The sequence below is a fragment of the Streptomyces sp. NPDC093600 genome, assembly GCF_044764755.1.
In the GTDB taxonomy this organism is placed as follows: domain Bacteria; phylum Actinomycetota; class Actinomycetes; order Streptomycetales; family Streptomycetaceae; genus Streptomyces.
In genome coordinates, this window is record NZ_JBIWIU010000001.1 from 561,923 (window position 1) to 582,085 (window position 20,163).

The 20,163-nt window shown below is 71.9% G+C and carries 22 protein-coding genes; 12 read left to right on the forward strand and 10 right to left on the reverse strand.

Annotated features, from left to right (window positions below):
* Position 1: 1 nt before the first annotated feature.
* The 3 genes from ACIRB4_RS02795 to ACIRB4_RS02805 are packed head-to-tail and all read left to right on the forward strand — an operon-like array spanning position 2 to position 2,609.
* Positions 2-712 carry a phosphatase PAP2 family protein gene (locus ACIRB4_RS02795; protein ID WP_403288016.1) on the forward strand — a complete coding sequence of 237 codons (711 nt, stop codon included), beginning with the start codon at positions 2-4 and terminating at the stop codon, positions 710-712.
* Positions 709-1,677 carry a decaprenyl-phosphate phosphoribosyltransferase gene (locus ACIRB4_RS02800; protein WP_403288017.1) on the forward strand — a complete coding sequence of 323 codons (969 nt, stop codon included), beginning with the start codon at positions 709-711 and terminating at the stop codon, positions 1,675-1,677. Before ACIRB4_RS02795 ends, ACIRB4_RS02800 begins: the two co-directional genes overlap by 4 nt.
* Positions 1,678-1,703: 26 nt before the next feature.
* Positions 1,704-2,609: a YihY/virulence factor BrkB family protein gene (locus tag ACIRB4_RS02805; RefSeq protein ID WP_403288018.1), complete on the forward strand. Its 906-nt coding sequence runs from the start codon at positions 1,704-1,706 to the stop codon at positions 2,607-2,609.
* Here ACIRB4_RS02805 and ACIRB4_RS02810 read toward each other — a convergent pair.
* Positions 2,539-3,834 carry a D-alanyl-D-alanine carboxypeptidase family protein gene (locus ACIRB4_RS02810; RefSeq protein WP_403288019.1) on the reverse strand — a complete coding sequence of 432 codons (1,296 nt, stop codon included), beginning with the start codon at positions 3,832-3,834 and terminating at the stop codon, positions 2,539-2,541. The genes ACIRB4_RS02805 and ACIRB4_RS02810 overlap by 71 nt on opposite strands.
* A 109-nt stretch (positions 3,835-3,943) precedes the next feature.
* Here ACIRB4_RS02810 and ACIRB4_RS02815 point away from each other — a divergent pair, with 109 nt between their 5' ends.
* From ACIRB4_RS02815 to ACIRB4_RS02825, 3 genes are all read left to right on the forward strand, one after another.
* Positions 3,944-4,189: an SCO4848 family membrane protein gene (locus tag ACIRB4_RS02815; protein WP_403288020.1), complete on the forward strand. Its 246-nt coding sequence runs from the start codon at positions 3,944-3,946 to the stop codon at positions 4,187-4,189.
* 12 nt (positions 4,190-4,201) lie between these two features.
* Entirely contained in the window at positions 4,202-5,623 is a 1,422-nt protein-coding gene (locus ACIRB4_RS02820) for a metallophosphoesterase (protein ID WP_403288021.1), read from the forward strand.
* 196 nt (positions 5,624-5,819) lie between these two features.
* Positions 5,820-7,379: an ABC transporter substrate-binding protein gene (locus ACIRB4_RS02825; protein ID WP_403288022.1), complete on the forward strand. Its 1,560-nt coding sequence runs from the start codon at positions 5,820-5,822 to the stop codon at positions 7,377-7,379.
* 26 nt (positions 7,380-7,405) lie between these two features.
* Here the strand turns inward: ACIRB4_RS02825 and ACIRB4_RS02830 are convergent, their stop codons facing one another.
* Positions 7,406-8,287 carry a TetR/AcrR family transcriptional regulator gene (locus tag ACIRB4_RS02830; RefSeq protein ID WP_403288652.1) on the reverse strand — a complete coding sequence of 294 codons (882 nt, stop codon included), beginning with the start codon at positions 8,285-8,287 and terminating at the stop codon, positions 7,406-7,408.
* Positions 8,288-8,369: 82 nt separating this feature from the next.
* Between ACIRB4_RS02830 and ACIRB4_RS02835 the strand changes: the two genes are divergently transcribed.
* On the forward strand, positions 8,370-9,131 hold the full coding sequence (locus tag ACIRB4_RS02835; protein WP_403288023.1) for an alpha/beta fold hydrolase: 762 nt from the start codon (positions 8,370-8,372) through the stop codon (positions 9,129-9,131).
* Positions 9,132-9,150: 19 nt separating this feature from the next.
* Here the strand turns inward: ACIRB4_RS02835 and ACIRB4_RS02840 are convergent, their stop codons facing one another.
* Positions 9,151-10,374 carry an MFS transporter gene (locus ACIRB4_RS02840; protein ID WP_403288025.1) on the reverse strand — a complete coding sequence of 408 codons (1,224 nt, stop codon included), beginning with the start codon at positions 10,372-10,374 and terminating at the stop codon, positions 9,151-9,153.
* 86 nt (positions 10,375-10,460) lie between these two features.
* Between ACIRB4_RS02840 and ACIRB4_RS02845 the strand changes: the two genes are divergently transcribed.
* Positions 10,461-11,045: a MarR family winged helix-turn-helix transcriptional regulator gene (locus tag ACIRB4_RS02845; protein WP_403288026.1), complete on the forward strand. Its 585-nt coding sequence runs from the start codon at positions 10,461-10,463 to the stop codon at positions 11,043-11,045.
* A 50-nt stretch (positions 11,046-11,095) separates the two neighbouring features.
* Here the strand turns inward: ACIRB4_RS02845 and ACIRB4_RS02850 are convergent, their stop codons facing one another.
* From ACIRB4_RS02850 to ACIRB4_RS02875, 6 genes are all read right to left on the reverse strand, one after another.
* Positions 11,096-11,605, reverse strand: coding sequence for a hypothetical protein (locus tag ACIRB4_RS02850; RefSeq protein WP_403288027.1), 510 nt, complete (start codon positions 11,603-11,605; stop codon positions 11,096-11,098).
* An 81-nt stretch (positions 11,606-11,686) separates the two neighbouring features.
* The gene (locus ACIRB4_RS02855) at positions 11,687-12,445 is read right to left on the reverse strand and encodes a succinate dehydrogenase iron-sulfur subunit (protein WP_403288028.1); all 759 of its coding nucleotides are present in this window, start codon (positions 12,443-12,445) and stop codon (positions 11,687-11,689) included.
* On the reverse strand, positions 12,445-14,199 hold the full coding sequence (gene sdhA, locus ACIRB4_RS02860) for a succinate dehydrogenase flavoprotein subunit (RefSeq protein ID WP_403288029.1): 1,755 nt from the start codon (positions 14,197-14,199) through the stop codon (positions 12,445-12,447). Before sdhA ends, ACIRB4_RS02855 begins: the two co-directional genes overlap by 1 nt.
* A gap of 24 nt (positions 14,200-14,223) precedes the next feature.
* Positions 14,224-14,700: a succinate dehydrogenase hydrophobic membrane anchor subunit gene (locus tag ACIRB4_RS02865; protein ID WP_403288030.1), complete on the reverse strand. Its 477-nt coding sequence runs from the start codon at positions 14,698-14,700 to the stop codon at positions 14,224-14,226.
* Positions 14,701-14,708: 8 nt separating this feature from the next.
* Positions 14,709-15,089 (reverse strand): succinate dehydrogenase, cytochrome b556 subunit, encoded by a 381-nt coding sequence (sdhC, locus tag ACIRB4_RS02870; RefSeq protein WP_356885877.1) that lies wholly within the window; start codon positions 15,087-15,089, stop codon positions 14,709-14,711.
* 172 nt (positions 15,090-15,261) lie between these two features.
* Positions 15,262-15,795, reverse strand: coding sequence for a 2-oxo-4-hydroxy-4-carboxy-5-ureidoimidazoline decarboxylase (locus ACIRB4_RS02875; protein WP_403288653.1), 534 nt, complete (start codon positions 15,793-15,795; stop codon positions 15,262-15,264).
* Positions 15,796-16,012: 217 nt separating this feature from the next.
* Between ACIRB4_RS02875 and ACIRB4_RS02880 the strand changes: the two genes are divergently transcribed.
* From ACIRB4_RS02880 to ACIRB4_RS02890, 3 genes are all read left to right on the forward strand, one after another.
* Positions 16,013-17,662 carry a glycoside hydrolase family 20 protein gene (locus ACIRB4_RS02880; protein ID WP_403288031.1) on the forward strand — a complete coding sequence of 550 codons (1,650 nt, stop codon included), beginning with the start codon at positions 16,013-16,015 and terminating at the stop codon, positions 17,660-17,662.
* 130 nt (positions 17,663-17,792) lie between these two features.
* Complete coding sequence (locus ACIRB4_RS02885) at positions 17,793-17,927, forward strand: hypothetical protein (RefSeq protein ID WP_403288032.1); 135 nt, start codon at positions 17,793-17,795, stop codon at positions 17,925-17,927.
* 121 nt (positions 17,928-18,048) lie between these two features.
* A complete protein-coding gene (locus ACIRB4_RS02890; protein WP_403288034.1) occupies positions 18,049-18,597 on the forward strand; it encodes a hypothetical protein in 549 nt (182 codons plus the stop codon).
* A gap of 68 nt (positions 18,598-18,665) precedes the next feature.
* On the opposite strand, the gene ACIRB4_RS02895 is transcribed toward ACIRB4_RS02890, so the two are convergent.
* Complete coding sequence (locus ACIRB4_RS02895) at positions 18,666-19,403, reverse strand: Clp protease N-terminal domain-containing protein (protein WP_403288035.1); 738 nt, start codon at positions 19,401-19,403, stop codon at positions 18,666-18,668.
* 76 nt (positions 19,404-19,479) lie between these two features.
* On the opposite strand from ACIRB4_RS02895, the gene ACIRB4_RS02900 reads away from it, so the two are divergent.
* Complete coding sequence (locus ACIRB4_RS02900; protein WP_403288036.1) at positions 19,480-20,133, forward strand: hypothetical protein; 654 nt, start codon at positions 19,480-19,482, stop codon at positions 20,131-20,133.
* Positions 20,134-20,163: the final 30 nt, after the last annotated feature.

Sequence of the window (20,163 nt, forward strand, 5' to 3'; positions counted from 1 at the left end):
GATGCGAGACGCGGACCGGGGCTGGGCGAGGACCGCGATCGGAGCCGAGAGGAGGCTCCTGGCCGTCCTGCGCGGCTGCGGCCGCCGGCCGGCGGTGGCGACGGCCGCCCGCGCGCTGTCCTTCGCCGGTGAGCACGGCGCGCTGTGGCTCGCCGCCGGACTCACCGGCGCGGCCGTGGACACCGAGCGCCGGTCGGACTGGCTGCGCGGCACGGCCGTGGTCGGCGCGGCCCATCTCGCGAGCATGGGGCTCAAGCGGGTGGTGCGGCGGCCCCGACCGGACGCGGAGCGGTACGCGCCCCTGGTCCGTACGGCGGGCCGGCACTCCTTCCCCAGCTCCCACGCCACCTCCGCCGCTGCGGCGGCCGTCGCCCTCGGAGCGCTGCGGCCGCCGGTCCGGCGCCTGCTCGTCCCCGCGGCCGCCGCGATGTGCCTGTCCCGCCTGGTCGTCGGCGTCCACCACCCCACGGACGTGGTGGCGGGCGTGCTCCTGGGCGCGGTGACGGCGACCGCCGGTCACCGCCGGCCGGGAGGGGCGCGGGCGGTCACCGCGCCACGCGCGCCCGCGGCACGTGTCCTGCACGCGCGCGTGGCATCCGGGGCCGTGCTTCGCCTCGTCCCGGCCCTCCGGGTGCCCCGACGACGCCCGGGCTCCGAGGTGGCCGGTCCCGGCCGGGGCTCCGTGTCACCGCTCTCCCGGCGGACGCCGTGACCGAGCGCACCAGTGGGGCCGTGCTCCTCGACAAGCCCGCCGTCGTACGCGAGCGGCGACGCGCCCGGGTGCCGTGGGCGGTGGTCGCCGTGCCGGCCGGGCTCCTGCGCACCGCACGGCCGCGGCAGTGGGTCAAGAACGTCCTCGTCGTCGCCGCGCCCGTCGCCGCAGGCCAGCTGGTCTCCTGGCACACGGCCGCCCGACTCGCCCTGGTGTTCGCGCTGTTCACGGCCGCCGCGTCCGCCGTCTACCTGGTCAACGACGCCCGGGACGCCGACGCCGACCGCGCCCACCCGGTCAAGTGCCGCCGCCCGGTGGCCGCCGGGCTCGTCCCGGTGCCGCTCGCGTACGCCACCGGGATCCTCCTCGGCCTCGGGGCCGCCGTCGCGGGCGCGGTCCTGTGCAACCCCATGACCGCCGCGCTCCTCGTCGCGTACCTCGTCATGCAGGGCGCGTACTGCCTCCGCCTCAAGCACGTCCTCGTCGTCGACCTCGCCGTCGTCACCACCGGCTTCCTGATGCGGGCCATGATCGGCGGGGTCGCGCTCGGCATCCCCCTCTCCCGCTGGTTCCTGATCACCACCGGCTTCGGCGCGCTCTTCATGGTGGCCGCCAAGCGGTACTCCGAGGCCGTGCAGCTGGAGGGCGCGCGGGGGGCGACCCGGGCCCTTCTCACCCAGTACACGACCGGATACCTGCGCTTCGTCTGGCAGCTGGCGGCCGGGGTCGCCGTCCTCGGCTACTGCCTCTGGGCGCTGGAGAGCGGCGGCGTCGCCCACGGCTCGCTGCTGCCGTGGCGCCAGCTCTCCGTGATCGCCTTCATCCTCGCCGTGCTGCGCTACGCCGTCTTCGCCGACCGCGGCACGGCGGGAGCCCCGGAGGACGTCGTGCTGCGCGACAGACCGCTCGCCGTCATCGGCGTGGCGTGGGCGGCGATGTACGGGATGGCGGTCACCGACCTGTGAGCCGGTTCCAGGGGTAGGCGTACGTCATGGACTGGCTGACCAAACTCCCCGTCATCGGCCCCTGGGCCGCCCGGCTCATGCGGACCCACGCCTGGCGTTCGTACGAGACCCTCGACGAGGCCCACTGGACCCGGCTCGCCGCCGCCATCACCTTCATCAGCTTCCTCGCCCTCTTCCCCCTGATCACCGTCGCCGCGACGGTCGGCGCCGCGCTGCTCACCGACGCGCAGCTCGACAGCATCCAGGCGAAGATGTCCGAGCAGGTCCCGGGCATCTCCGACCAGCTCGACATCAACGCGCTCGTCGACAACGCCGGCACGATCGGGATCGTGGCCGGCGCGCTGCTGCTCTTCACCGGCATCGGGTGGGTCGGCTATATGCGGGACTGTCTGCGCGCGGTGTGGAAGAAGGACGACGAGGACGAGGGCAACCCCGTGGTGCGCAAGGGCAAGGACGCCGTCGTCCTGCTCGGGCTCGGCGGGGTGGGGCTCTGCTCGCTCGCCGCGTCCTCGCTCGGTTCCACCGCCGTCGGCTGGAGCGCCGGACAGCTCGGGATCTCCGGCGGCGGGGTCGGCGGTGTCCTGCTCCAGGCCGCCGCGGTCGCGTTCGCCGCGCTCGCCGACTTCCTGATCCTGCTGTACGTCCTGACCCTGCTGCCCGGGGTCGAGCCGCCGCGCCGCCGCCTGGTGGTGGCGGCGGTGATCGGCGCGGTCGGCTTCGAGCTGCTGAAACTGCTGCTCGGCGGCTATATGAGCGGTGTCGCGGGGAAGTCGATGTACGGGGCGTTCGGCGTGCCGGTCGCCCTGCTGCTGTGGATCAACTTCACCGCGAAGCTGCTGCTGTTCTGCGCGGCCTGGACGGCTACGGGTTCACGCTCTCGTCCCGAGGCTGACGCCGACCGACCAGCTCAGGGAGCGGCCAGCGACGGTTGACGAGGAACACCGCGCCCGCGAGCACCACCAGGACGCCGCCCACCACCGCGAGGGCGATGCCGATCCCGCCGGACTTCTCCTGGGCGACGCCGGCCTTCTCGACCGTGGCCGGGACGTCCTTGCCGGACACGGGCAGCGAGCTGGGGTCCGTACCGGTGCCGGACCCGGGCTCCGTGCCGGTACGGGCGGACTTCGGCGGGACCAGCTCGCCGACCGGCGTCACCTTCCCGGACGCCGCGAAGCCCCAGTCGAGCAGCCGGGCGGTCTCCTTGTAGACGGCGTGCTGCTCCTTGGAGGACGGGTTCATCACCGTCACGAGCAGCACTTTGCCGTTGCGTTCCGCAACGCCCGTGAAGGTCGCGCCGGCGTGTGTGGTGGTGCCGTTCTTGACCCCGGCGATGCCCTGGTACGGCGCTACGCCGAAGTCCCCGGTCAGCAGCCGGTTGGTGTTCTGGATCTCGAAGGTCTCGCGCTTCTTGCCCGGCTTCAGCTCGCCCGGGAACTTCGCGCGGGCCGTCGCGGCGTACTCGCGGAAGTCCGGCTTCTGCATGCCGCTGCGGGCGATGAGGGTGAGGTCGTACGCGGAGGAGACCTGGCCCGGGGCGTCGTATCCGTCGGGGGAGACCACGTGGGTGTCGAGCGCCTGCAGCTCGGCGGCGTGCTCGTTCATCTCCCGGACGGTCTGCGGGATGCCGTTGTTCATCGCCGACAGAACACGGACGGCGTCGTTGCCCGAGCGAAGGAACACGCCGAGCCAGAGCTCATGCGCGGTGTAGGTCTGCTTCTCCTTGATGCCCACCAGACTGGATCCCGCGCCGATGCCCGCCAGGTCGGCCGAGGCGACGGTGTGGGTCGTCGTCTTCGGGAACTTCGGCAGGAGCGTGTCCGCGAAGAGCATCTTGAGCGTGGAGGCGGGGGCGAGGCGCCAGTGGGAGTTGTGCGCGGCGAGCACGTCACCGGTCTCCGCGTCCGCGACGATCCACGACCGGGCGCTGAGCTCCTTGGGGAGGACCGGGGCGCCGGGCCCGAGCTGGACCTGGGTGCCCGGCTTGCCGAGCAGCGCGCCGCCGACGTGGGACATGACGGCGGGCGGCTTGGGCTGTTTGTCCTCCTTCTCGTCCGCCGACGGGTGCGCGAGCGCGGGCGCGGCGGTGAGGAGGGGGAGCAGCGCGGCGGCCGTGGCGGCGGCGGTGACCGTCCATGCGGTCTTTTTCGAAGCAGACACGGTCGGAAACGTACATGCACGCCTGAGGGATCCGAACCCCGCCGGGCGGTTCGCCGGCGGCCGTCCACCCGGACGCGGGGTCCCTGGGACGGGCGGTGATACTGGGGTCATGAAGCTCAGCCGGCCCGTCTCCTGGTTCCTGCTCGCGTTCGGTGTGTGGAGCTGGTTCATCTGGATCTCTTTCGTCAAGAACCTGTGGAACGACGGGAGCGGGCTCGCCTTCGACGACGCGGGCGATCCGACGGCCTACTTCTGGGTTCATCTGCTGCTCGCCATCACGTCCTTTGTCTTGGGGACGGCGGTCGGTGCGATCGGGTTGCGTGGCGTGCGCGCATTGCGGCGTGAACGCGGATAGGGGTTTCCGGGCGTGGTCGTCTTCCTGCTGGTTCTCGTGGTGGTCCTCGCCCTGCTGGGCGGGGCCCACTGGTACGTGTGGCGGCGCCTGGTCCGTGATGTGACGGCCCCGGGCGGCGTGGCGCGCCGCCTCGGCACGGCGGCGGCCTTCGTCCTCCCGCTCCTCTCGCTCACCGCCCTCACCTCCTCGCGGCTCGGTGCTCCGTTCTGGTTCCAGCAGGTGGTGGCCTGGCCCGGCTTCCTCTGGCTGGCGCTGCTGCTGTACGTGACGCTGGCCCTGGTGGTCGGCGAGGCGGTCCGGCCCCTCCTGCACCGCTGGGCGGCCCGCCGCGCGCCCGCGCCGGAGCCCGCCGCGCCCGCCGCGCCCGCGCCGGAGCCCGGCGCTGTCGTGACCGGCGCGCCCGGCGTTCCCGCCGGAGCAGCCGCGGCGACCTCGGCGGCCCCGGCCCCGGCAGCCGCCGGAGCCCCGAGCGGCGGGGTCCTGCCCGGCGCGACCGGCGAGCGGTCCGGTACGACGGCGACGGTGACCGGGGGGCCGGGGAGCGGCTCCTCGACCGCCGCCGAGACCACCCACGTCCCAGCCTCCGCCCCCGCCCCCGCTTCCGCCGTGTCGAGGCGGCTGTTCGTGTCCCGGGTCGTCGGTGGCGCGGCTGCGGCCGCCGCCCTGGGAACCGTCGGCAACGGCGCCCACGGCGTGCTGCGCGGCCCCCGCGTCAAGCGGGTCACCGTCCCGCTCGCCAAGATCCCCCGCGCCGCGCACGGCTACCGGATCGCCGTCGTGTCCGACGTCCACCTCGGGCCCATCCTCGGCCGCGCCCACACCCAGCGCATCGTCGACGCCGTCAACGCCACCCAGCCCGATCTGATCGCCGTCGTCGGCGACCTCGTCGACGGCACCGTGGAGAACCTCGGGTCCGCCGCCGAGCCGCTCGCCCGGCTCCGCGCCCGGCACGGCTCCTTCTTCGTGACCGGCAACCACGAGTACTTCTCCGGTGCCGACGCCTGGGTCGACCACGTCCGGGAACTGGGACTGCGCCCCCTGCGCAACGAACGCGTCGAGATCGGCGCCGGCTTCGACCTCGCGGGCGTGGACGACATCGCCGGCGAGAGCGAGGGCCAGGGCCCCGACTTCGCCGGCGCGCTCGGCGACCGCGACCGCGCGAAGGCCGCCGTGCTCCTCGCGCACCAGCCGATCGTCATCCACGACGCCGTCCGCCACGGCGTCGACCTCCAGCTCTCAGGCCACACCCACGGCGGTCAGCTCTGGCCCGGAAACTACCTCGCGGAGCTGGCCAATCCGACCGTCGCGGGCCTTGAGCGGTACGGCGACACCCAGCTCTACGTCTCCCGTGGCGCGGGCGCCTGGGGACCCCCGGTCCGCGTCGGAGCGCCCTCCGACATCACCCTCGTACAGCTGGCGTCGAAGCAGGCATGAGCGCGCCCGGCGCGCCCGCCGCCGCGGTGACCGATACGTACTGGTCGGTCACCTGAAGGCTGATATCCCGGACATATGCCTGCGCGGTGAAGGTTTACTCTTCCACCAGTGAATTTCGTGTGATTGGGTGAGCGCCATCGCGGCACGGCCGGGCGCCGCCGCGACAGGGGTGGGCTCGACAAAAGGAAGCACGGCAATGCGGTCGACGGTCCGTCTGCGGATCCTCATCATGTGTGGAGTTCTGGTGGCCGCCGGGCTGGGGGGCTGGCAGCTTCTGCCGTCCGACGAGGAACGGACCGACGCCATCACCGTCGGCACCACCGACGAGGTCACCTCGCTGGACCCGGCAGGCGCCTACGACGCCGGTTCCTGGGCGCTGTACAGCAACGTGTTCCAGTCGCTGCTGACGTTCAGGACGGGCTTCACCACCCCCGTCCCGGACGCCGCCGAGAGCTGCAAGTTCGCCGACGCGAAGCTCTCGACGTACCGCTGCGAACTCCGGGACGACCTCACCTTCGCCAACGGCCGCAAGGTCACCGCCCAGGACGTCGAGTACTCCTTCGAGCGGATGCTGAGGATCAAGACGGACGTCGGCCCCCAGCCGCTCTTCCCGACCCTGAAGAACGTCGTGGCCGAGGGCCGGACGGTCACCTTCCACCTCAGCGGCCGGGACGCGACCTTCCCGCTGAAGCTCGCCACGGGCGCCGGCTCGATCGTCGACCGCAGCCAGTACCCGGCCGGCGCGCTGCGCACGGGCAACACGGTCGACGGATCGGGGCCGTACGTCCTCAAGGAGTACAAGCCCGGCGAGAGCGCGCGGTTCGAGCCCAACCCGCACTACAAGGGCGCGATCACCAAGGCCGGCGGCCCGGTCGTCGTCAGGTACTTCACCGCGTCCGAGCAGCTCGCCGCCGCCTGGCGGGACAAGCAGGTCGACGTCACGCACCGGCAGATGCCGCCGAAGTTCCTCGCCGGCCTGGGCAGCACCAAGGAGACCAGCGGCCGGATCACCGAGGCGGAGAGCCCGGAGATCCGGAACCTCAACTTCAATGTGCGCTCCGGGTCGCCGATGGCGGAGAAGGCGGTGCGGCAGGCCGTCGCCGCCGTCATCGACCGCCCAGCGATCGTCACCGGTGCCTATCAGGGCACCGTCGAGCCGCTGTACTCCCTCATCCCGCAGGGCTTCATCGGCCACAGCACCGCGTTCTACGACACCTATCCGGACCCCTCCGTCAAGAAGGCCAAGAGCCTGCTGAGGAAGGCGGACGTCGAGACCCCGGTCTCGTTCACCCTCGGCTACCGCGAGGACGCCACCTACGCCGCCGAGGCCGCCGAGCTCAAGCGCCAGCTGGAGGCGACCGGTCTCTTCGAGGTCGAGGTCGTCGCCGCGGAGTGGAAGGACTTCCAGAAGGCGTACGCCAAGGGCGAGTACGACGCCTACACCGTCGGCTGGCTCCCCGACTTCCCCGACTCCGACAGCTTCACCGCGCCGCTCGTCGGCACCGGCAACACGCTGCACAACGGCTACTCGAGCCGGAAGGTCGACTCCCTGATCGCCGCGACGCAGCAGTACGGCGACCGGGGCGCCGCCAGCAACGACTTCGAGGCCATCCAGCTGGAGGTCGCCGAGGACGTGCCCCTGGTGCCGCTGTGGCAGAAGAAGGACTACGTCCTGGCGACGGACGACGTGGCCGGCTCGCAGTACCTGACCGACGGCACGGGCATCTGGCGCCTCTGGGAACTCGACTGGATCTAGGAACCTTTCCTAGCGGGCGTCCGCCTCTAGGCGGCGCCCTCCCCGTCCTCCGCTCCCCGCGCCTTCGCGGGCTTCTTCGCGGACGCCTTCTTCGCCGCCTTCGCCGTCGTCGACGGGGCCCGCTGGGGCTTGCCCGACGCGGCCATCCCCGCCGCCGTCGGCATGAAGTCGGCGAGCAGGTCGTGCGTCTCCCGGACGAGCGGCCGCAGCAGGCGGAAGCGGGAGAGCGCGATCGCGCGGGCGGTGACCGGGGCGAGCCGCTCGACGAGGCGCCGGCTGTTGGCGGCCCCCTCGGAGCGGTCGTAGACCCAGAACAGCACCAGGCCCATGTGCTGGAGCCAGAGCAACCGCGGCAGCGGCTCGGCGAGTTCGGGGTCGACCTTCACCGACGCACCGGAGATGACCCGGCGGTGGACCTCGATCACGGCCTCGCGCGAGCTCTCCGACTCCGGGGAGAAGGGGCTGAGCGGGCTGTCCGGGTCGGCGGCGTTCTTGAAGAACTGGGCCGCGAACTCGTGGTACGGCTCGGCGATGTCGAGCCATGCGAGGAGGACGCCGCGGATACGGGCCGCGAGGTCCTTCTCGTCGCCGTCGAGGATCTCCCCGACCGCCGCCTGGTGCTCCTCGGCGATCCGGTCGTAGAACCCCTGGACGAGGTGTTCCTTGGAGGAGAAGTAGTAGTACGCGTTGCCGACGGAGACCCCGGCCTCCTGGGCGATGGCCCGCATCGTCGTCTTGTCGTAACCGCGTTCCCTGAAGAGCCGGAGGGCCGTTTCGAGGATGAGGGTGCGGGTCTGCTCGCTCTTCGGCGGCTTGGCCGCCTCGGCCGGGGCGGGGACCTCGGTCCCGGCGGCGGCCCCGACGGCCTCCGCGGGCTGCTCTTCCTTCACGTCCCTCACGTCCTTCACGTCCTTCACGGTGCCCGAGCCTAGCCGGGTGCGCCGTGAAAAGAGGAGGCGGCCGAGGTGGCGGCGGCCTAAGGTCGGGCGGATGACGCTCTCTCATGACCTCGCCGGCGAAGGCTCTTCCGCCGTCGTCCTCCTCCACTCCGGTGTCTGTGACCGACGGATGTGGGACGCGCAGTTCAAGGCCCTGGCCGACGCCGGACACCGGGTCGTGCGCTGCGACCTCCGCGGCTTCGGCGAGTCCCCGATCGACCGGCCGCACACCCACATCGAGGACCTGCGCGCTTTGCTCGACACCCTCGGCATCGACCGGGCCGCCCTGGTCGCCTCCTCCTTCGGCGGCCGGATCGCCCTGGAGTTCGCGGCCCGCCACGGCGACCGGGTCTCCGCGCTCGCGCTGCTCTGCCCTGCCGTGCCCGGCCAGGAGGCGAGCGCGGACCTGCGGGCCTGGGGCAAGCGCGAGGACGAACTGATCGAGTCCGGCGACCTCGACGGCGCCGTCGCGCTCAACGTCGACACCTGGCTCGGACCGGAGGCCGGGCCCGAGGCCCGCGAGCGAGTCCGTGCGATGCAGCGGCGCGCCTTCGAGCTCCAGCTCGCCGCGCCCGAGGAGTTCCATCCCGTCGACCCGGAGGTCCGCGAGCCGGAGCTGGCCGCGATCGACGTGCCGTGCCTCGTCGTCTCCGGCGCCCACGACGTCGCCGACTTCCGCGCGATCGGCCCCCGCCTCGCCGCCCTCCTCCCGGCCGCCCGCCACGTCGAACTGGAGTGGGCGGGCCACCTTCCCGCCCTGGAGCGCCCCGACGAGACGAGCGCCCTGCTCACGACCTTCCTGGCCGCCCCCTAGGGCTGCGCGCCGGGCGCGCTCAGCGGTCGGTGCCGAAGCGTCGCACGCCGGGCACGAGGGCCGTCGCCAGACAGCAGCAGCCGACGACCGACGCGGCGGCGACGAGCGGCACTTCGGGCCCCCAGGCGGAGGCGGCGAGCGGTGCGAGGGCATAGCCCACCGGCATCGCGGCCAGGGAGAGCAGCCAGTCGTACGAGGTGACCCGGGCCAGGGCGTGGGCCGGGATCGCCTCCTGTACGGCGGTCTGCCAGACGGGGGAGAGGAAGCCGAGACCGGCCTGGGCGATCCCGTACGCGGCGATGGTGACCGGCGCGGGGGCCGGCAGGGCCAGGAGCAGCAGGGGCAGCGCGTACGTGGCCAGGCCGAGGTTGGCCGTCAGGACCGGGCGCTTGGGGCGCACCCGGTCGGCGGCCAGCGCGCCGACGAGGACGCCCACCGCGCCGACCTGGAGGAAGAGCAGCCAGGTGGCGTTGCCGCCCAGCCGGGTGAGGGCGATGACGGGGCCGAGCGTCATCAGGACGGCGGCGGCGCCGTTCCAGGCGCTGTGGGCGACCAGGCTGGTCCAGTACCAGTCGCGGGAGCGGACCTCCTGCCAGCCCTCCTTGAGGTCGGCCGCCAGGGAGCGACGGGGGATCGGCACCCGCTTGACGCGTACGGCGGCGAGCAGGGCCGCGCTGAGGGCGAAGGTGGCCGCGTCCAGGACGAAGGCCCAGCCCGCTCCGACGGTCAGGATCAGGGTTCCGGCGAGGGCGGGGCCGCCGACGCGGGTGGCGCTCTGGGCGACGCTCATCGCGGCGTTGGCGCGCTGGAGCGACTCGGGGGCGACCGTTCCCTTGATCAGGGGCGAGCCCGTGGGCATGGCGAAGGCGCCGGCCGCGCCACCGGCCACTTCGGCGCAGGCGATGACCCAGAGGCTCGGCTCGCCGCTCAGGAGTTGTACGCCCACCAGGAGCTGGGTGACGCAGCGGACGACGTCGGTGGTCAGGGCCACCGTACGGGCGTTGAAGCGGTCGCCGACGACACCACCGAGGGGCAGCAGGAGCAGCTTGGGGACCATGGCGCAGGCCAGCACGAGGGCGAGCGCCGAGGCGGACCCGGTCGCCTCCCAGACGGCGATGGCGAGGGCGGCGGGGATGGCGGCGTCCCCGAGGAGGGAGAAGGTGCGGCCGGTGAGGAGCAGCCGGAAGGAGCGGCTGCGCAGGGGGTGGGGGAGGGGTGCGGTGTCGGAAGGCGCGGCGGGCATGCCGCCAATGTATTTCGTTACCGAATAATTCGGCAACGAAATATTCGGGAACGAAGGGACCCGCCGCCTCGACGTACGATCGGCCCATGGAGCCGACCGAGCCCCCGCAGCCCGCAGAGCAGCCTCAGCCCACCCAGCCCACCCAGTCCACGGAACCGGCGCGGCGTGACTGGACCGACGAGCACGTGGCGCGCTGGCAGCCCGTCCTGCCCGGCCTCGACCCCGTCGTCGAAGGCGCGGTCACCCGGATGAAGAAGCTCTCCGTCCATCTGCGCCGGGTGCGGGAGCAGTCCCTCCTCGACTTCGACCTGGAACGCCACGAGTTCGACACCCTGCACAAGCTCGCCGGCCGAGGCGGCAGCGCCGCCCCCTCCGAGCTCGCCAAGGACCTCGACCTCGCCCCCGCCTCGGTCACCGGCCGCCTCGACGCCCTGGAGCGGCGCGGATTCATCCGCCGTACGCAGTCCACGACCGACCGCCGCCGTGTCGTCGTCGAACTCACCGCCTCCGGCCGCGAGACCTGGCTCGGCGCGATGGACGTCCTCGGCCACGAGGAGTACCGGCTGCTCGGCGTCCTCGACGCGGACGAGCGCGTCCTGCTCAACGACATGCTGCGCCGGATCATGGTGGTGGCCGAGGAGCCGGGCGGCACGGAGGCCTGGCACGGCTGACCCGTGCCCGACCCGTGCCCGTGCGCCCGTCGGCCTCGCGTCCTACCGGCTCACATGCTCAGCGAGCGCGCGTAGTTGAGCTGCCCCATCACCCAGTGGATGGTGTCAGGCCCGGTCGCCGGGATCATCGTGGAGTGGTGCCGGCCGCCGCTGGTGACGGTGACCTGGATGAAGCCGGTCGTCTGCTTCTCCTTCATCAGCAGGAAGAGCAGACCCAGCAGACAGAAGATGAAGAAGATGACGGCCAGCACGATCGCGGCGGTCGGCATCTTCTCCTCCGTCCGGGACATGTCCATCGCGTTCCACACCGCGCCCTTGAGCGGCATCGCTCCGGCGGGCGTGATGATCTGGTCGCCGACGACGGTGATGTCACCGAGGGCCAGCAGCGGTGCCCCGCCCTGCGCCATGGGCGGATACTGCGGCGGCACCGGTACGCCCGGCAGCGTCGGCTGGTACGCGGGCCCGGACGCCGCGTGCGGGTAGCCGTAACCGGGCGCACCCGCCTGCTGTTCGGGTCCCCACTGGTACTCACCGTCCGCGTAGGGGTTCGGCTCGGTCATGTCTCCCCGCTTTCCACAACGACAAAGGCCCGCTCCTGCACGCCGCAGCGTACAGAAACGGGCCTTCGGCCGTGCGACCGGTCAGAAACGGCGCGTGATCAGCGCGCGCTTGACTTCCTGGATCGCCTTGGTGACCTCGATGCCACGCGGGCACGCGTCGGTGCAGTTGAAGGTCGTGCGGCAACGCCACACGCCGTCCTTGTCGTTCAGGATCTCCAGGCGCTGCTCGCCCGCCTCGTCACGCGAGTCGAAGATGAAGCGGTGCGCGTTGACGATCGCGGCCGGACCGAAGTACTGGCCGTCGTTCCAGAAGACCGGGCAGGACGACGTGCACGCGGCGCACAGGATGCACTTGGTGGTGTCGTCGAACCGCTCCCGGTCCTCGGCCGACTGCAGACGCTCGCGCGTCGGCTCGTTGCCCTTGGTGACCAGGAACGGCATGACGTCCCGGTACGCCTGGAAGAACGGCTCCATGTCGACCACGAGGTCCTTGAGGACCGTGAGGCCCTTTATGGCCTCGACCGTGATCGGCTTCTCCGGGTTGATGTCCTTGATCAGCGTCTTGCAGGCGAGCCTGTTCTTGCCGTTGATCCGCATCGCGTCGGAGCCGCAGATGCCGTGCGCGCAGGAGCGCCGGAAGGTGAGCGAGCCGTCGACATCCCACTTGATCTTGTGGAGGGCGTCGAGCACGCGCTCCTTGGGGTCGATCTCGATCTGGAAGTCCTCCCAGACCGCCGCGTCCGAGATCTCGGGGTTGAAGCGGCGGATCCGGAAGGTGACCGTGATGTACGGCGAGGCGGCGGAGTCCTTCTCCACCTTGTCGAGCACGGGGGTAGCCATCAGTACTTACGCTCCATCGGCTGGTAGCGGGTCTGGACGACGGGCTTGTAGTCGAGACGCACGGTCTCGGAGCCGTCGGCGCCGACCTCGCGGTACGCCATGGTGTGGCGCATGAAGTTGACGTCGTCGCGGTTGGGGTAGTCCTCGCGGTAGTGGCCGCCGCGGGACTCCTTGCGCGCCAGGGCCGAGACGGCCATGACCTCGGCCAGGTCGAGCAGGTTGCCCAGCTCGATGGCCTCCAGGAGGTCGGTGTTGAAGCGCTTGCCCTTGTCCTGGATGGACACGTTCAGGTAGCGCTCGCGCAGCTCGGCGATCTTCTCGACCGCCGTCTTGATGGTCTGCTCGGTACGGAACACCATCACGTTGGCGTCCATCGTCTCCTGCAGCTCCTTGCGGAGGACGGAGACCCGCTCCGTACCCGTGGAGTTGCGCAGCCGCTCGACCTGCTCGGCGACGAACTCCGCCGGGTTCTCGGGCAGCTCGACGAAGTCCGACTTCGCGGAGTACTCGGCGGCGGCGATGCCGGCCCGCTTGCCGAAGACGTTGATGTCCAGGAGCGAGTTGGTGCCCAGACGGTTGGCGCCGTGCACGGAGACACAGGCGACCTCGCCCGCCGCGTACAGACCCGGGACGACGGTGGTGTTGTCGCTGAGGACCTCACCCATCACGTTGGTCGGGATGCCGCCCATGGCGTAGTGCGCGGTCGGCTGGATCGGGATCGGGTCCGTGTAGGGCTCGATGCCGAGGTACGTACGGGCGAACTCGGTGATGTCCGGGAGCTTGGCGTCCAGCTGCTCCGGCGGCAGGTGCGTCAGGTCGAGGTAGACGTGGTCGCCCTCGGGACCGCAGCCGCGGCCCTCGCGGATCTCCGTGTAGATGGAGCGCGAGACGACGTCACGGGACGCGAGGTCCTTCATGACCGGCGCGTACTTCTCCATGAAGCGCTCGCCGTCCTTGTTGCGGAGGATGCCGCCCTCACCGCGGGCGCCCTCCGTCAGCAGGATGCCCATGCGCCAGATGCCCGTCGGGTGGAACTGGAAGAACTCCATGTCCTCCAGGGGCAGGCCGCGGCGGTAGCAGGCGGCCTGGCCGTCACCGGTCAGGGTGTGGGCGTTCGACGTCACCTTGAAGAACTTGCCGGTGCCGCCGGAGGCGTAGATGACGGCCTTCGCCTGGAAGATGTGGATCTCGCCGGTGGCCAGCTCGTAGGCGACCACACCGGCGGACTTCTTGACGCCGTCCACCTCGGTGATCAGCTGGTCCAGGACGTAGAACTCGTTGAAGAACTCCACGCCCTCCTTGACGCAGTTCTGGTACAGCGTCTGGAGGATCATGTGGCCGGTGCGGTCCGCGGCGTAGCAGGACCGGCGGACCGGGGCCTCGCCGTGGTTGCGGGAGTGGCCGCCGAAGCGGCGCTGGTCGATGGTGCCGTTCGGGGTCCGGTTGAACGGCAGGCCCATCTTCTCCAGGTCGAGGACGGCGTCGATGGCCTCCTTCGCCAGGATCTCGGCGGCGTCCTGGTCGACCAGGTAGTCACCGCCCTTGACCGTGTCGAAGGTGTGCCACTCCCAGTTGTCCTCCTCCACGTTGGCGAGCGCGGCGGCCATGCCGCCCTGCGCGGCGCCCGTGTGGGAGCGGGTGGGGTAGAGCTTCGTCAGCACGGCGGTGCGGCTGCGCTTCGTCGCCTCGATGGCGGCGCGCATGCCGGCGCCACCGGCGCCGACGATGACGGTGTCGTACTTGTGGATCTTCATGAGTGGATTACCTCAGCCCCGTGCCTAGCGGATGTTCGGGTCGAAGGTGAAGATCACCAGCGTGCCCAGAAGGATGGTGAACACCGTGGCGGTGTACAGCAGGCCCTTGAGCCACAGGCGCGTGCTGGCCCGCTCCGCGTAGTCGTTGATGACCGTGCGGAGGCCGTTGGCGCCGTGGAGCATGGCCAGCCACAGCATCAGCAGGTCCCAGACCTGCCAGAACGGGGACGCCCAGCGGCCGGCGACGAAGGCGAAGCCGATCTTGGAGACGCCGCCGTCCAGGTAGAGCTGGATCAGCAGGTGGCCGAGGACGAGGACGACCAGGACGATGCCCGAGAGGCGCATGAAGAGCCATGCGGCCATCTCGAAGTTGCCGCGGGTCGCCCGCGGGGTCTTGCCCGTGCGCTTGCGGGGAGCCTCGATGTACGGCGCGGGGTTGTCCACGTCGTAGTGGGCACCGCCCTCGACGGGACCGATAGCGGTAGAGGTGTCAGCAGACATGTCTGGCGTCAGCTCCCGAACAGTTCACGTGCGGCGTGGCCGAGGATGGGGTACAGGGAGCCCGCCATCAGCACGACCCAGATGCCCACGACGGTCCAGAGCATCTGCTTCTGGTAGCGCGGGCCCTTGGACCAGAAGTCCACGGCGATGACGCGAAGGCCGTTGAGCGCGTGGAAGAGGATGGCGGCCACGAGGCCGTACTCAAGGAGTGCGACGAGCGGCGTCTTGTACGTGGCGACGACTTCGTCATAGGCCTCGGGGGAGACGCGGACGAGAGCGGTGTCCAGCACGTGTACGAACAGGAAGAAGAAGATGAGGACGCCGGTGACTCGATGAGCCACCCAGGACCACATTCCTTCCCGGCCGCGGTACAGCGTTCCAGCCGGCACGGAAAAACCCTCCGGGAGCGGGGATCAGGGTCGGCCGGCTTCAGTGTCGGTCTGACCCGGCCGGGTACGGTCCACCGGCCCTGGTCATCGTAGCGACGAGTTGTCGGTTCGTTCGCGCGGGGTCCATAGGTGTGATCAAACAGGCACGGACGGGCTATCGCACAAGCCCGGATCACCGCATTCCGGACAGATTCTGCCGGGACACCAGATGGACCAGGCGCGTACGGGCGAGCCGGCGCAGTTCGTCGGCGGTGATGGCCCGCTCCTCGTCCGGTTCGTTGCCGAGCCGGGACCGGAGGGCGGCGAGGACCTGGTCCAGCCGCTCGCCCGGCCTCACCCCGTCGAGGCTGATGACGAACGCGTGTCCGAATCGGCTCTCGTACGCGGCGCGGGCGGCCCGCAGCGCGGTGAGCGCGGCCGCCGGGGCGTGCGGGTGCAGCGCGGCGGACGCGGCCGAGGACTCCTGGGCCAGCGCCTCGTCGAGATCGGCGGCGGACAGGTCGTAACCCGCCTCGTCGGCGGCGGCGAGCAGGGCGTCCAGCGTCGGATACGGACGGTGCGCGGCCACCCGTTCGGCCCAACGGCGGCTGGCGCAGCAGCCGAGGAGCAGCTCCTCGGCGAGACCGGGCGCGGCGGCGTTGAAACCCGCGAGTCCGGTGGGGTGCCGTTGACCGCCCTGCGGAGCGCGTATGGCGGGGGAGCCCAGGTTCCGTGAGGGGGCGTGGGTGTCGCTGGTCAGCGTGGGCTCCGGGAAGGGTGGGGTGAATGTGGCGCAACGTTATCGACGGGAAGGGGTAGCCGTCCGACGGATGCGCGAATTTCACCCGGAAGGGAGAGTTTGGGATACGGCAGTGGACGTACGTGCCCCGGGCTCCGTGCCCCCGAATGGCCCCACTCCGTTCCCCGAGGGAGGATTCCGAGTGATGCGGTACTCCATACGTGGGTCCCACAGGGGCCCGGCTCTGCTCGCGGCCGCGGTGGTCTGGGTCACCGTCGCGGCCTGTGCCGGCGGGTCGCCGGAGGGTTCCGCGGGGACCGCCTCCGGCCCCCGCACCCCGCCGTCCGCGGTCGGCGCGCCGACCACCGGGCCGACCACCGGTACGGGTACGGCGCCGAGCCCCACGCCCACCCCGACCCCCACCCGGACGTATCCGCTCTCGACGGCGCCGCTCACCGTGCCAGCCGTCCGCTCGCACGAGGCCGCCCGCGGCCCCGGCTGGCGGCCCGTGCCCGGGGCCGGTGTCGTCGTCGCCCGGGGCAGCGAGGGCCTCGCCGACGAGGGGCGGCTGCTCGCCGGAGAGCTCAGGATCCAGTACCGCGGGGCCGTCGCCGCCCGCGCGGGCGACGTCGAGCTGGCGCTCGGCGGGAACGGCGCCGCCGAGTCGTACACCCTGACGACCCGAGACAACCGGGTCCGGATCACCGGCCCGGACCAGGCCGGGGTCTTCTACGGCACCCGCACCCTCAAGCAGTCGGTGAAAGGCTCCGGCGCCATGCCGGAGGGCGTGGTGAGGGACCGGCCGGCGAAACCGCAGCGCGGCCTCCAGGTCGACACCGCGCGCAAGCACTTCACCGCGGCCTGGATCGAGGACCGGCTGCGGGAGATGGCCGACCTCAAGCTCAACCAGTTCGGGCTGCACTTCGCCGACGACCAGGGCTTCCGGATCGCCTCCGACAGCCACCCCGAGATCGTCTCCGCCCAGCACCTCACCAAGGCCGAGGTGCGCCGGATCATCGCGCTCGCCCGGAGCCTGCACATCACGGTCGTACCGGAGGTCGACTCGCCCGGACACCTCGGCGCGGTCCTGCGGGCCCACCCGGACCTCCAGCTGCGCAACGTCCAGGGGACGGCGAGGCAGGGCGCGATCGACATCTCCAAGCCCGAGTCGGCGCGGATCGTGGACGATCTGCTGCGCGAGTACGCGCAGCTGTTCCCCGGCCGGTGGTTCCACGTCGGCGCGGACGAGTACCAGGCGCTGACCGTGAGCGACCCGGCCGCCTCCTATCCGCAGCTCGCGCGGGCCGCGCGGGAGAAGTACGGCGCGTCGGCGGGGGTGCAGGATCTGGCGGAGGGCTGGCTGAACGACCGCGCGGCCGTCGTGCGCGCGGCGGGCAAGACGGCCAAGGCGTGGAACGACGGCTTCTTCCGCGGCGGGGTCGTCCACGCCGACCAGCGCATCGAGGTCGAGTACTGGACCGGCAAGGAGATCGGCGCCCGGCCGCCGGCCGAGTACCTGGCCGAGGGCCGCAAGGTCGTGAACCTCAACGACGAGTTCCTCTACTACGTCCTCGGCGAGCCGAACCAGTTCACGTACCCCACGGGCCGCCGCATCTACGAGCAGTGGACACCCCTGGTGCTGCGCGGCACGACACCGGTGCCGGCGCGCTACGGGCCGCAGATCCTGGGCGGCCGGTTCGCGGTCTGGTGCGACCTGTCGGGCGCGCAGACGCAGGCGCAGGTGGCGGCCGGGATCCGGATGCCGCTGACGGCGACGGCGCAGAAACTGTGGGACGAGCGGGCCCCGGCGATGACGTGGGAGCGGTTCAGGGCGCTGGCGGGCCAGGTGCGCTGAGGCCGGAGGGGCTTGCCAGCACGCCCGCGCGGCCTTCTCGGACCTGCCGCTGCGCAGGTCGGAGCAGCTGTTCCTGCTGCCGCGCGTACGCGAGCTGGACGCGAACCTCAGTGCGTACGACGCTCTGCACGTGGCGCTCGCCGAGGGGTACGACGTACCGCTGGTGACGAGTGACGGCCGGCTCGGGGCCGGCGCGCGGGCCACCCGGGCCAAGTGCCCGGTCGAGGTGTTCGACGAGAAGACCCACGGGGGGCCGGGGTCGTAGGAGTCCCGTCCGTCCTCTATGCAGCACGCGAAGGCGACTGGCATGATTCCGGCCGCGCAGTGACGTAATCGCGCCAGGCGGCGCAGTAAGGGGAGTACTGCGTCCGCAACGGGAGGCCTCCATGAGCCTGCTGGAACTGATCGACCGGGCCGACGAGCGGAGTCTGGCGGCTGCCGGGCTCGCCTGCCTGGACCGCTGCCTGCCGCTGCTCGCCCCTCAGGGCGGAGAGGTGCTGCGGCCTGTCTGGGCGGCGGTCGCGCGCGGCGACGGCGCGGCGTGGGGCGAGGCGATCGCCAAGGCCCGGGTCGAGCTGGACGCCCCCGGGGACGACGACGAGGCGGCCGGGCTCGTACGCGCGATGCTGGACGCCGCGCCCGCCGAGTGGGCCGAGGGGCCGTTGCGGGAGTGGGCCTCCGGGTGTTCCGTCACCGCGCTGGCCCTGCACGGCCGGTACGACGCGGGCGAGGTCACCGACGAGGCGATCGCGCGCTGCCGCGCCGGGGACGGGACCGGAGCGGGCCCGCTGGTCGCCGGTGAGCTGCGCCGGCAGGAGACCGTCCTCGAATCGGTCGCCCATGGCCCGACCGGACTGCGCCGGGCCCGCGAACTCTCCACGGAGGGCGGCCGGGTGCTCCGGGCCGTCGTCTCCCGCCGGGCCCGCACGGCCTGACGAAGCCCTCGCCGGCGCAGGGCGACCAAGCATGGTGGCCGGGCGCCCGGCGGGGGCCCGGCCGATGGTCATGCCTCCTGGCCCGGCAGCGAGACCGACGCGATCAGCTCCGCGATGTCCCGCTCCGCCGTCGCCTTGTCGAGGCCCAGGCCCGTCAGGACCCCCTTGCCGTCCTCGAACTCCAGCAGCGCCAGCAGGATGTGCTCGGTACCGACGTAGTTGTGCCCGAGGCGCAGGGCCTCCCGGAACGTCAGCTCCAGTACCTTCTTCGCCCCCGCGTCGTACGGGATGAGCGACGGCACCTCCTCGACCGCCGGGGGGAGCGTCGCCGTGACGGCCTCGCGCACCTGCTCCGGGGTCACCCCCCGCGAGGTGATCCAGTGGACGGCGATCCCCTCGGGTTCGGCGAGCAGGCCGAGGGCCAGATGGCCGGGGAGCGTCTCGGCGTTGCGCGCGGCCGCGGCCTCGTTGTGGGCGGCCATGACGACGTTCCTCGCCCGGGGGGTGAACCGGCCGAAGCCCTCACCGGGGTCGAGCGCGGTGGCGTCGGGGTCCTTGGGGACGAAGCGCTTCTGGGCCGCCTGCCGGGTCACGCCCATGCTCCGGCCGATATCGGTCCAGGAGGCGCCCGAACGCCGGGCCTGGTCGACGAAGTGGCCGATGAGGTGGTCCGCCACATCGCCGAGATGGTCCGCCGCGATGACCGCGTCGGAGAGCTGGTCGAGCGCGTCCGTATGGACCTTCTTGATCGCTTCGATGAGGTCGTCGAGCCGGACGGGAGGGGTCATGCCGACTGGTTTCGTCATGGGTGCAACCCTAGGTTGACAGTCACCGAGGTGTCAACCGTCAGTTGACAGTTCGAAGCTCGTCATGATGATCGCCATGACGACGCCCGAGCACGCCATGGCCGCGGACGACCTCCGGCACGCCGTCCGCCTCGCCCTCACCACCCTGCGCGGCGCCTCGGCCGGCACCACCGCCGCCGAGTGGGAGCGGCCCGCCGGGACCCTGACCTGGAGCTGCTGGGAGACCGCCGAACACCTCGCCGACGACCTGTTCGCCTACGCGGCCCAGATCGGCGCGGAGGCACCGCCGCTCGACAAGGAGGTGCCCTTCCGCTGGGAGCGGCGGAGGGAGGGCGGCCCCGCCAACGTCACCTACGCCGATCCCGCCGGCGGCGTCACCGGCCTCCTGCAGGTCCTGGAGTCCTGCGGCGCGATGCTGGCCGCCCTGGTGCGCACGGCCCCCGCCGACCGGCGCGCGTACCACTGCTTCGGGATCTCCGACGCGGCCGGCTTCGCGGCCATGGGCATCGTCGAAGTGCTCGTCCACACCCATGACATCGCCCGTGGCCTGGGCGTTCCGTGGAACCCGCCGGCCGGACTCTGCGACCGGGTCCTCGCCCGGCTCTTCCCGGACGCCCCGACGGACACGGAGCGCTGGCCGACCCTGCTGTGGGCGACCGGCCGGGGCGGACTCCCCGGGCGGGAGCGGCGCACTTCGTGGCGCTGGTACGCCGGGGTCCCGGGGGAGTGACGTCCCGGGCGGAGAAGGAGGAGCGGTGTC

Excerpts from the sequence above, each read along its gene's own strand:
- ACIRB4_RS02795 (WP_403288016.1), top strand. The coding sequence starts at position 2 with ATGCGAGACGCGGACCGGGGCTGGGCGAGGACCGCGATCGGAGCCGAG.
- ACIRB4_RS02805 (WP_403288018.1), top strand. The coding sequence starts at position 1,704 with ATGGACTGGCTGACCAAACTCCCCGTCATCGGCCCCTGGGCCGCCCGG.
- ACIRB4_RS02815 (WP_403288020.1), top strand. The coding sequence starts at position 3,944 with ATGAAGCTCAGCCGGCCCGTCTCCTGGTTCCTGCTCGCGTTCGGTGTG.
- ACIRB4_RS02825 (WP_403288022.1), top strand. The coding sequence starts at position 5,820 with ATGCGGTCGACGGTCCGTCTGCGGATCCTCATCATGTGTGGAGTTCTG.
- ACIRB4_RS02835 (WP_403288023.1), top strand. The coding sequence starts at position 8,370 with ATGACGCTCTCTCATGACCTCGCCGGCGAAGGCTCTTCCGCCGTCGTC.
- ACIRB4_RS02840 (WP_403288025.1), bottom strand. The coding sequence starts at position 10,374 with ATGCCCGCCGCGCCTTCCGACACCGCACCCCTCCCCCACCCCCTGCGC.
- ACIRB4_RS02845 (WP_403288026.1), top strand. The coding sequence starts at position 10,461 with ATGGAGCCGACCGAGCCCCCGCAGCCCGCAGAGCAGCCTCAGCCCACC.
- ACIRB4_RS02850 (WP_403288027.1), bottom strand. The coding sequence starts at position 11,605 with ATGACCGAGCCGAACCCCTACGCGGACGGTGAGTACCAGTGGGGACCC.
- ACIRB4_RS02855 (WP_403288028.1), bottom strand. The coding sequence starts at position 12,445 with ATGGCTACCCCCGTGCTCGACAAGGTGGAGAAGGACTCCGCCGCCTCG.
- sdhA (WP_403288029.1), bottom strand. The coding sequence starts at position 14,199 with ATGAAGATCCACAAGTACGACACCGTCATCGTCGGCGCCGGTGGCGCC.
- ACIRB4_RS02865 (WP_403288030.1), bottom strand. The coding sequence starts at position 14,700 with ATGTCTGCTGACACCTCTACCGCTATCGGTCCCGTCGAGGGCGGTGCC.
- ACIRB4_RS02880 (WP_403288031.1), top strand. The coding sequence starts at position 16,013 with ATGCGGTACTCCATACGTGGGTCCCACAGGGGCCCGGCTCTGCTCGCG.
- ACIRB4_RS02890 (WP_403288034.1), top strand. The coding sequence starts at position 18,049 with ATGAGCCTGCTGGAACTGATCGACCGGGCCGACGAGCGGAGTCTGGCG.
- ACIRB4_RS02895 (WP_403288035.1), bottom strand. The coding sequence starts at position 19,403 with ATGACGAAACCAGTCGGCATGACCCCTCCCGTCCGGCTCGACGACCTC.
- ACIRB4_RS02900 (WP_403288036.1), top strand. The coding sequence starts at position 19,480 with ATGACGACGCCCGAGCACGCCATGGCCGCGGACGACCTCCGGCACGCC.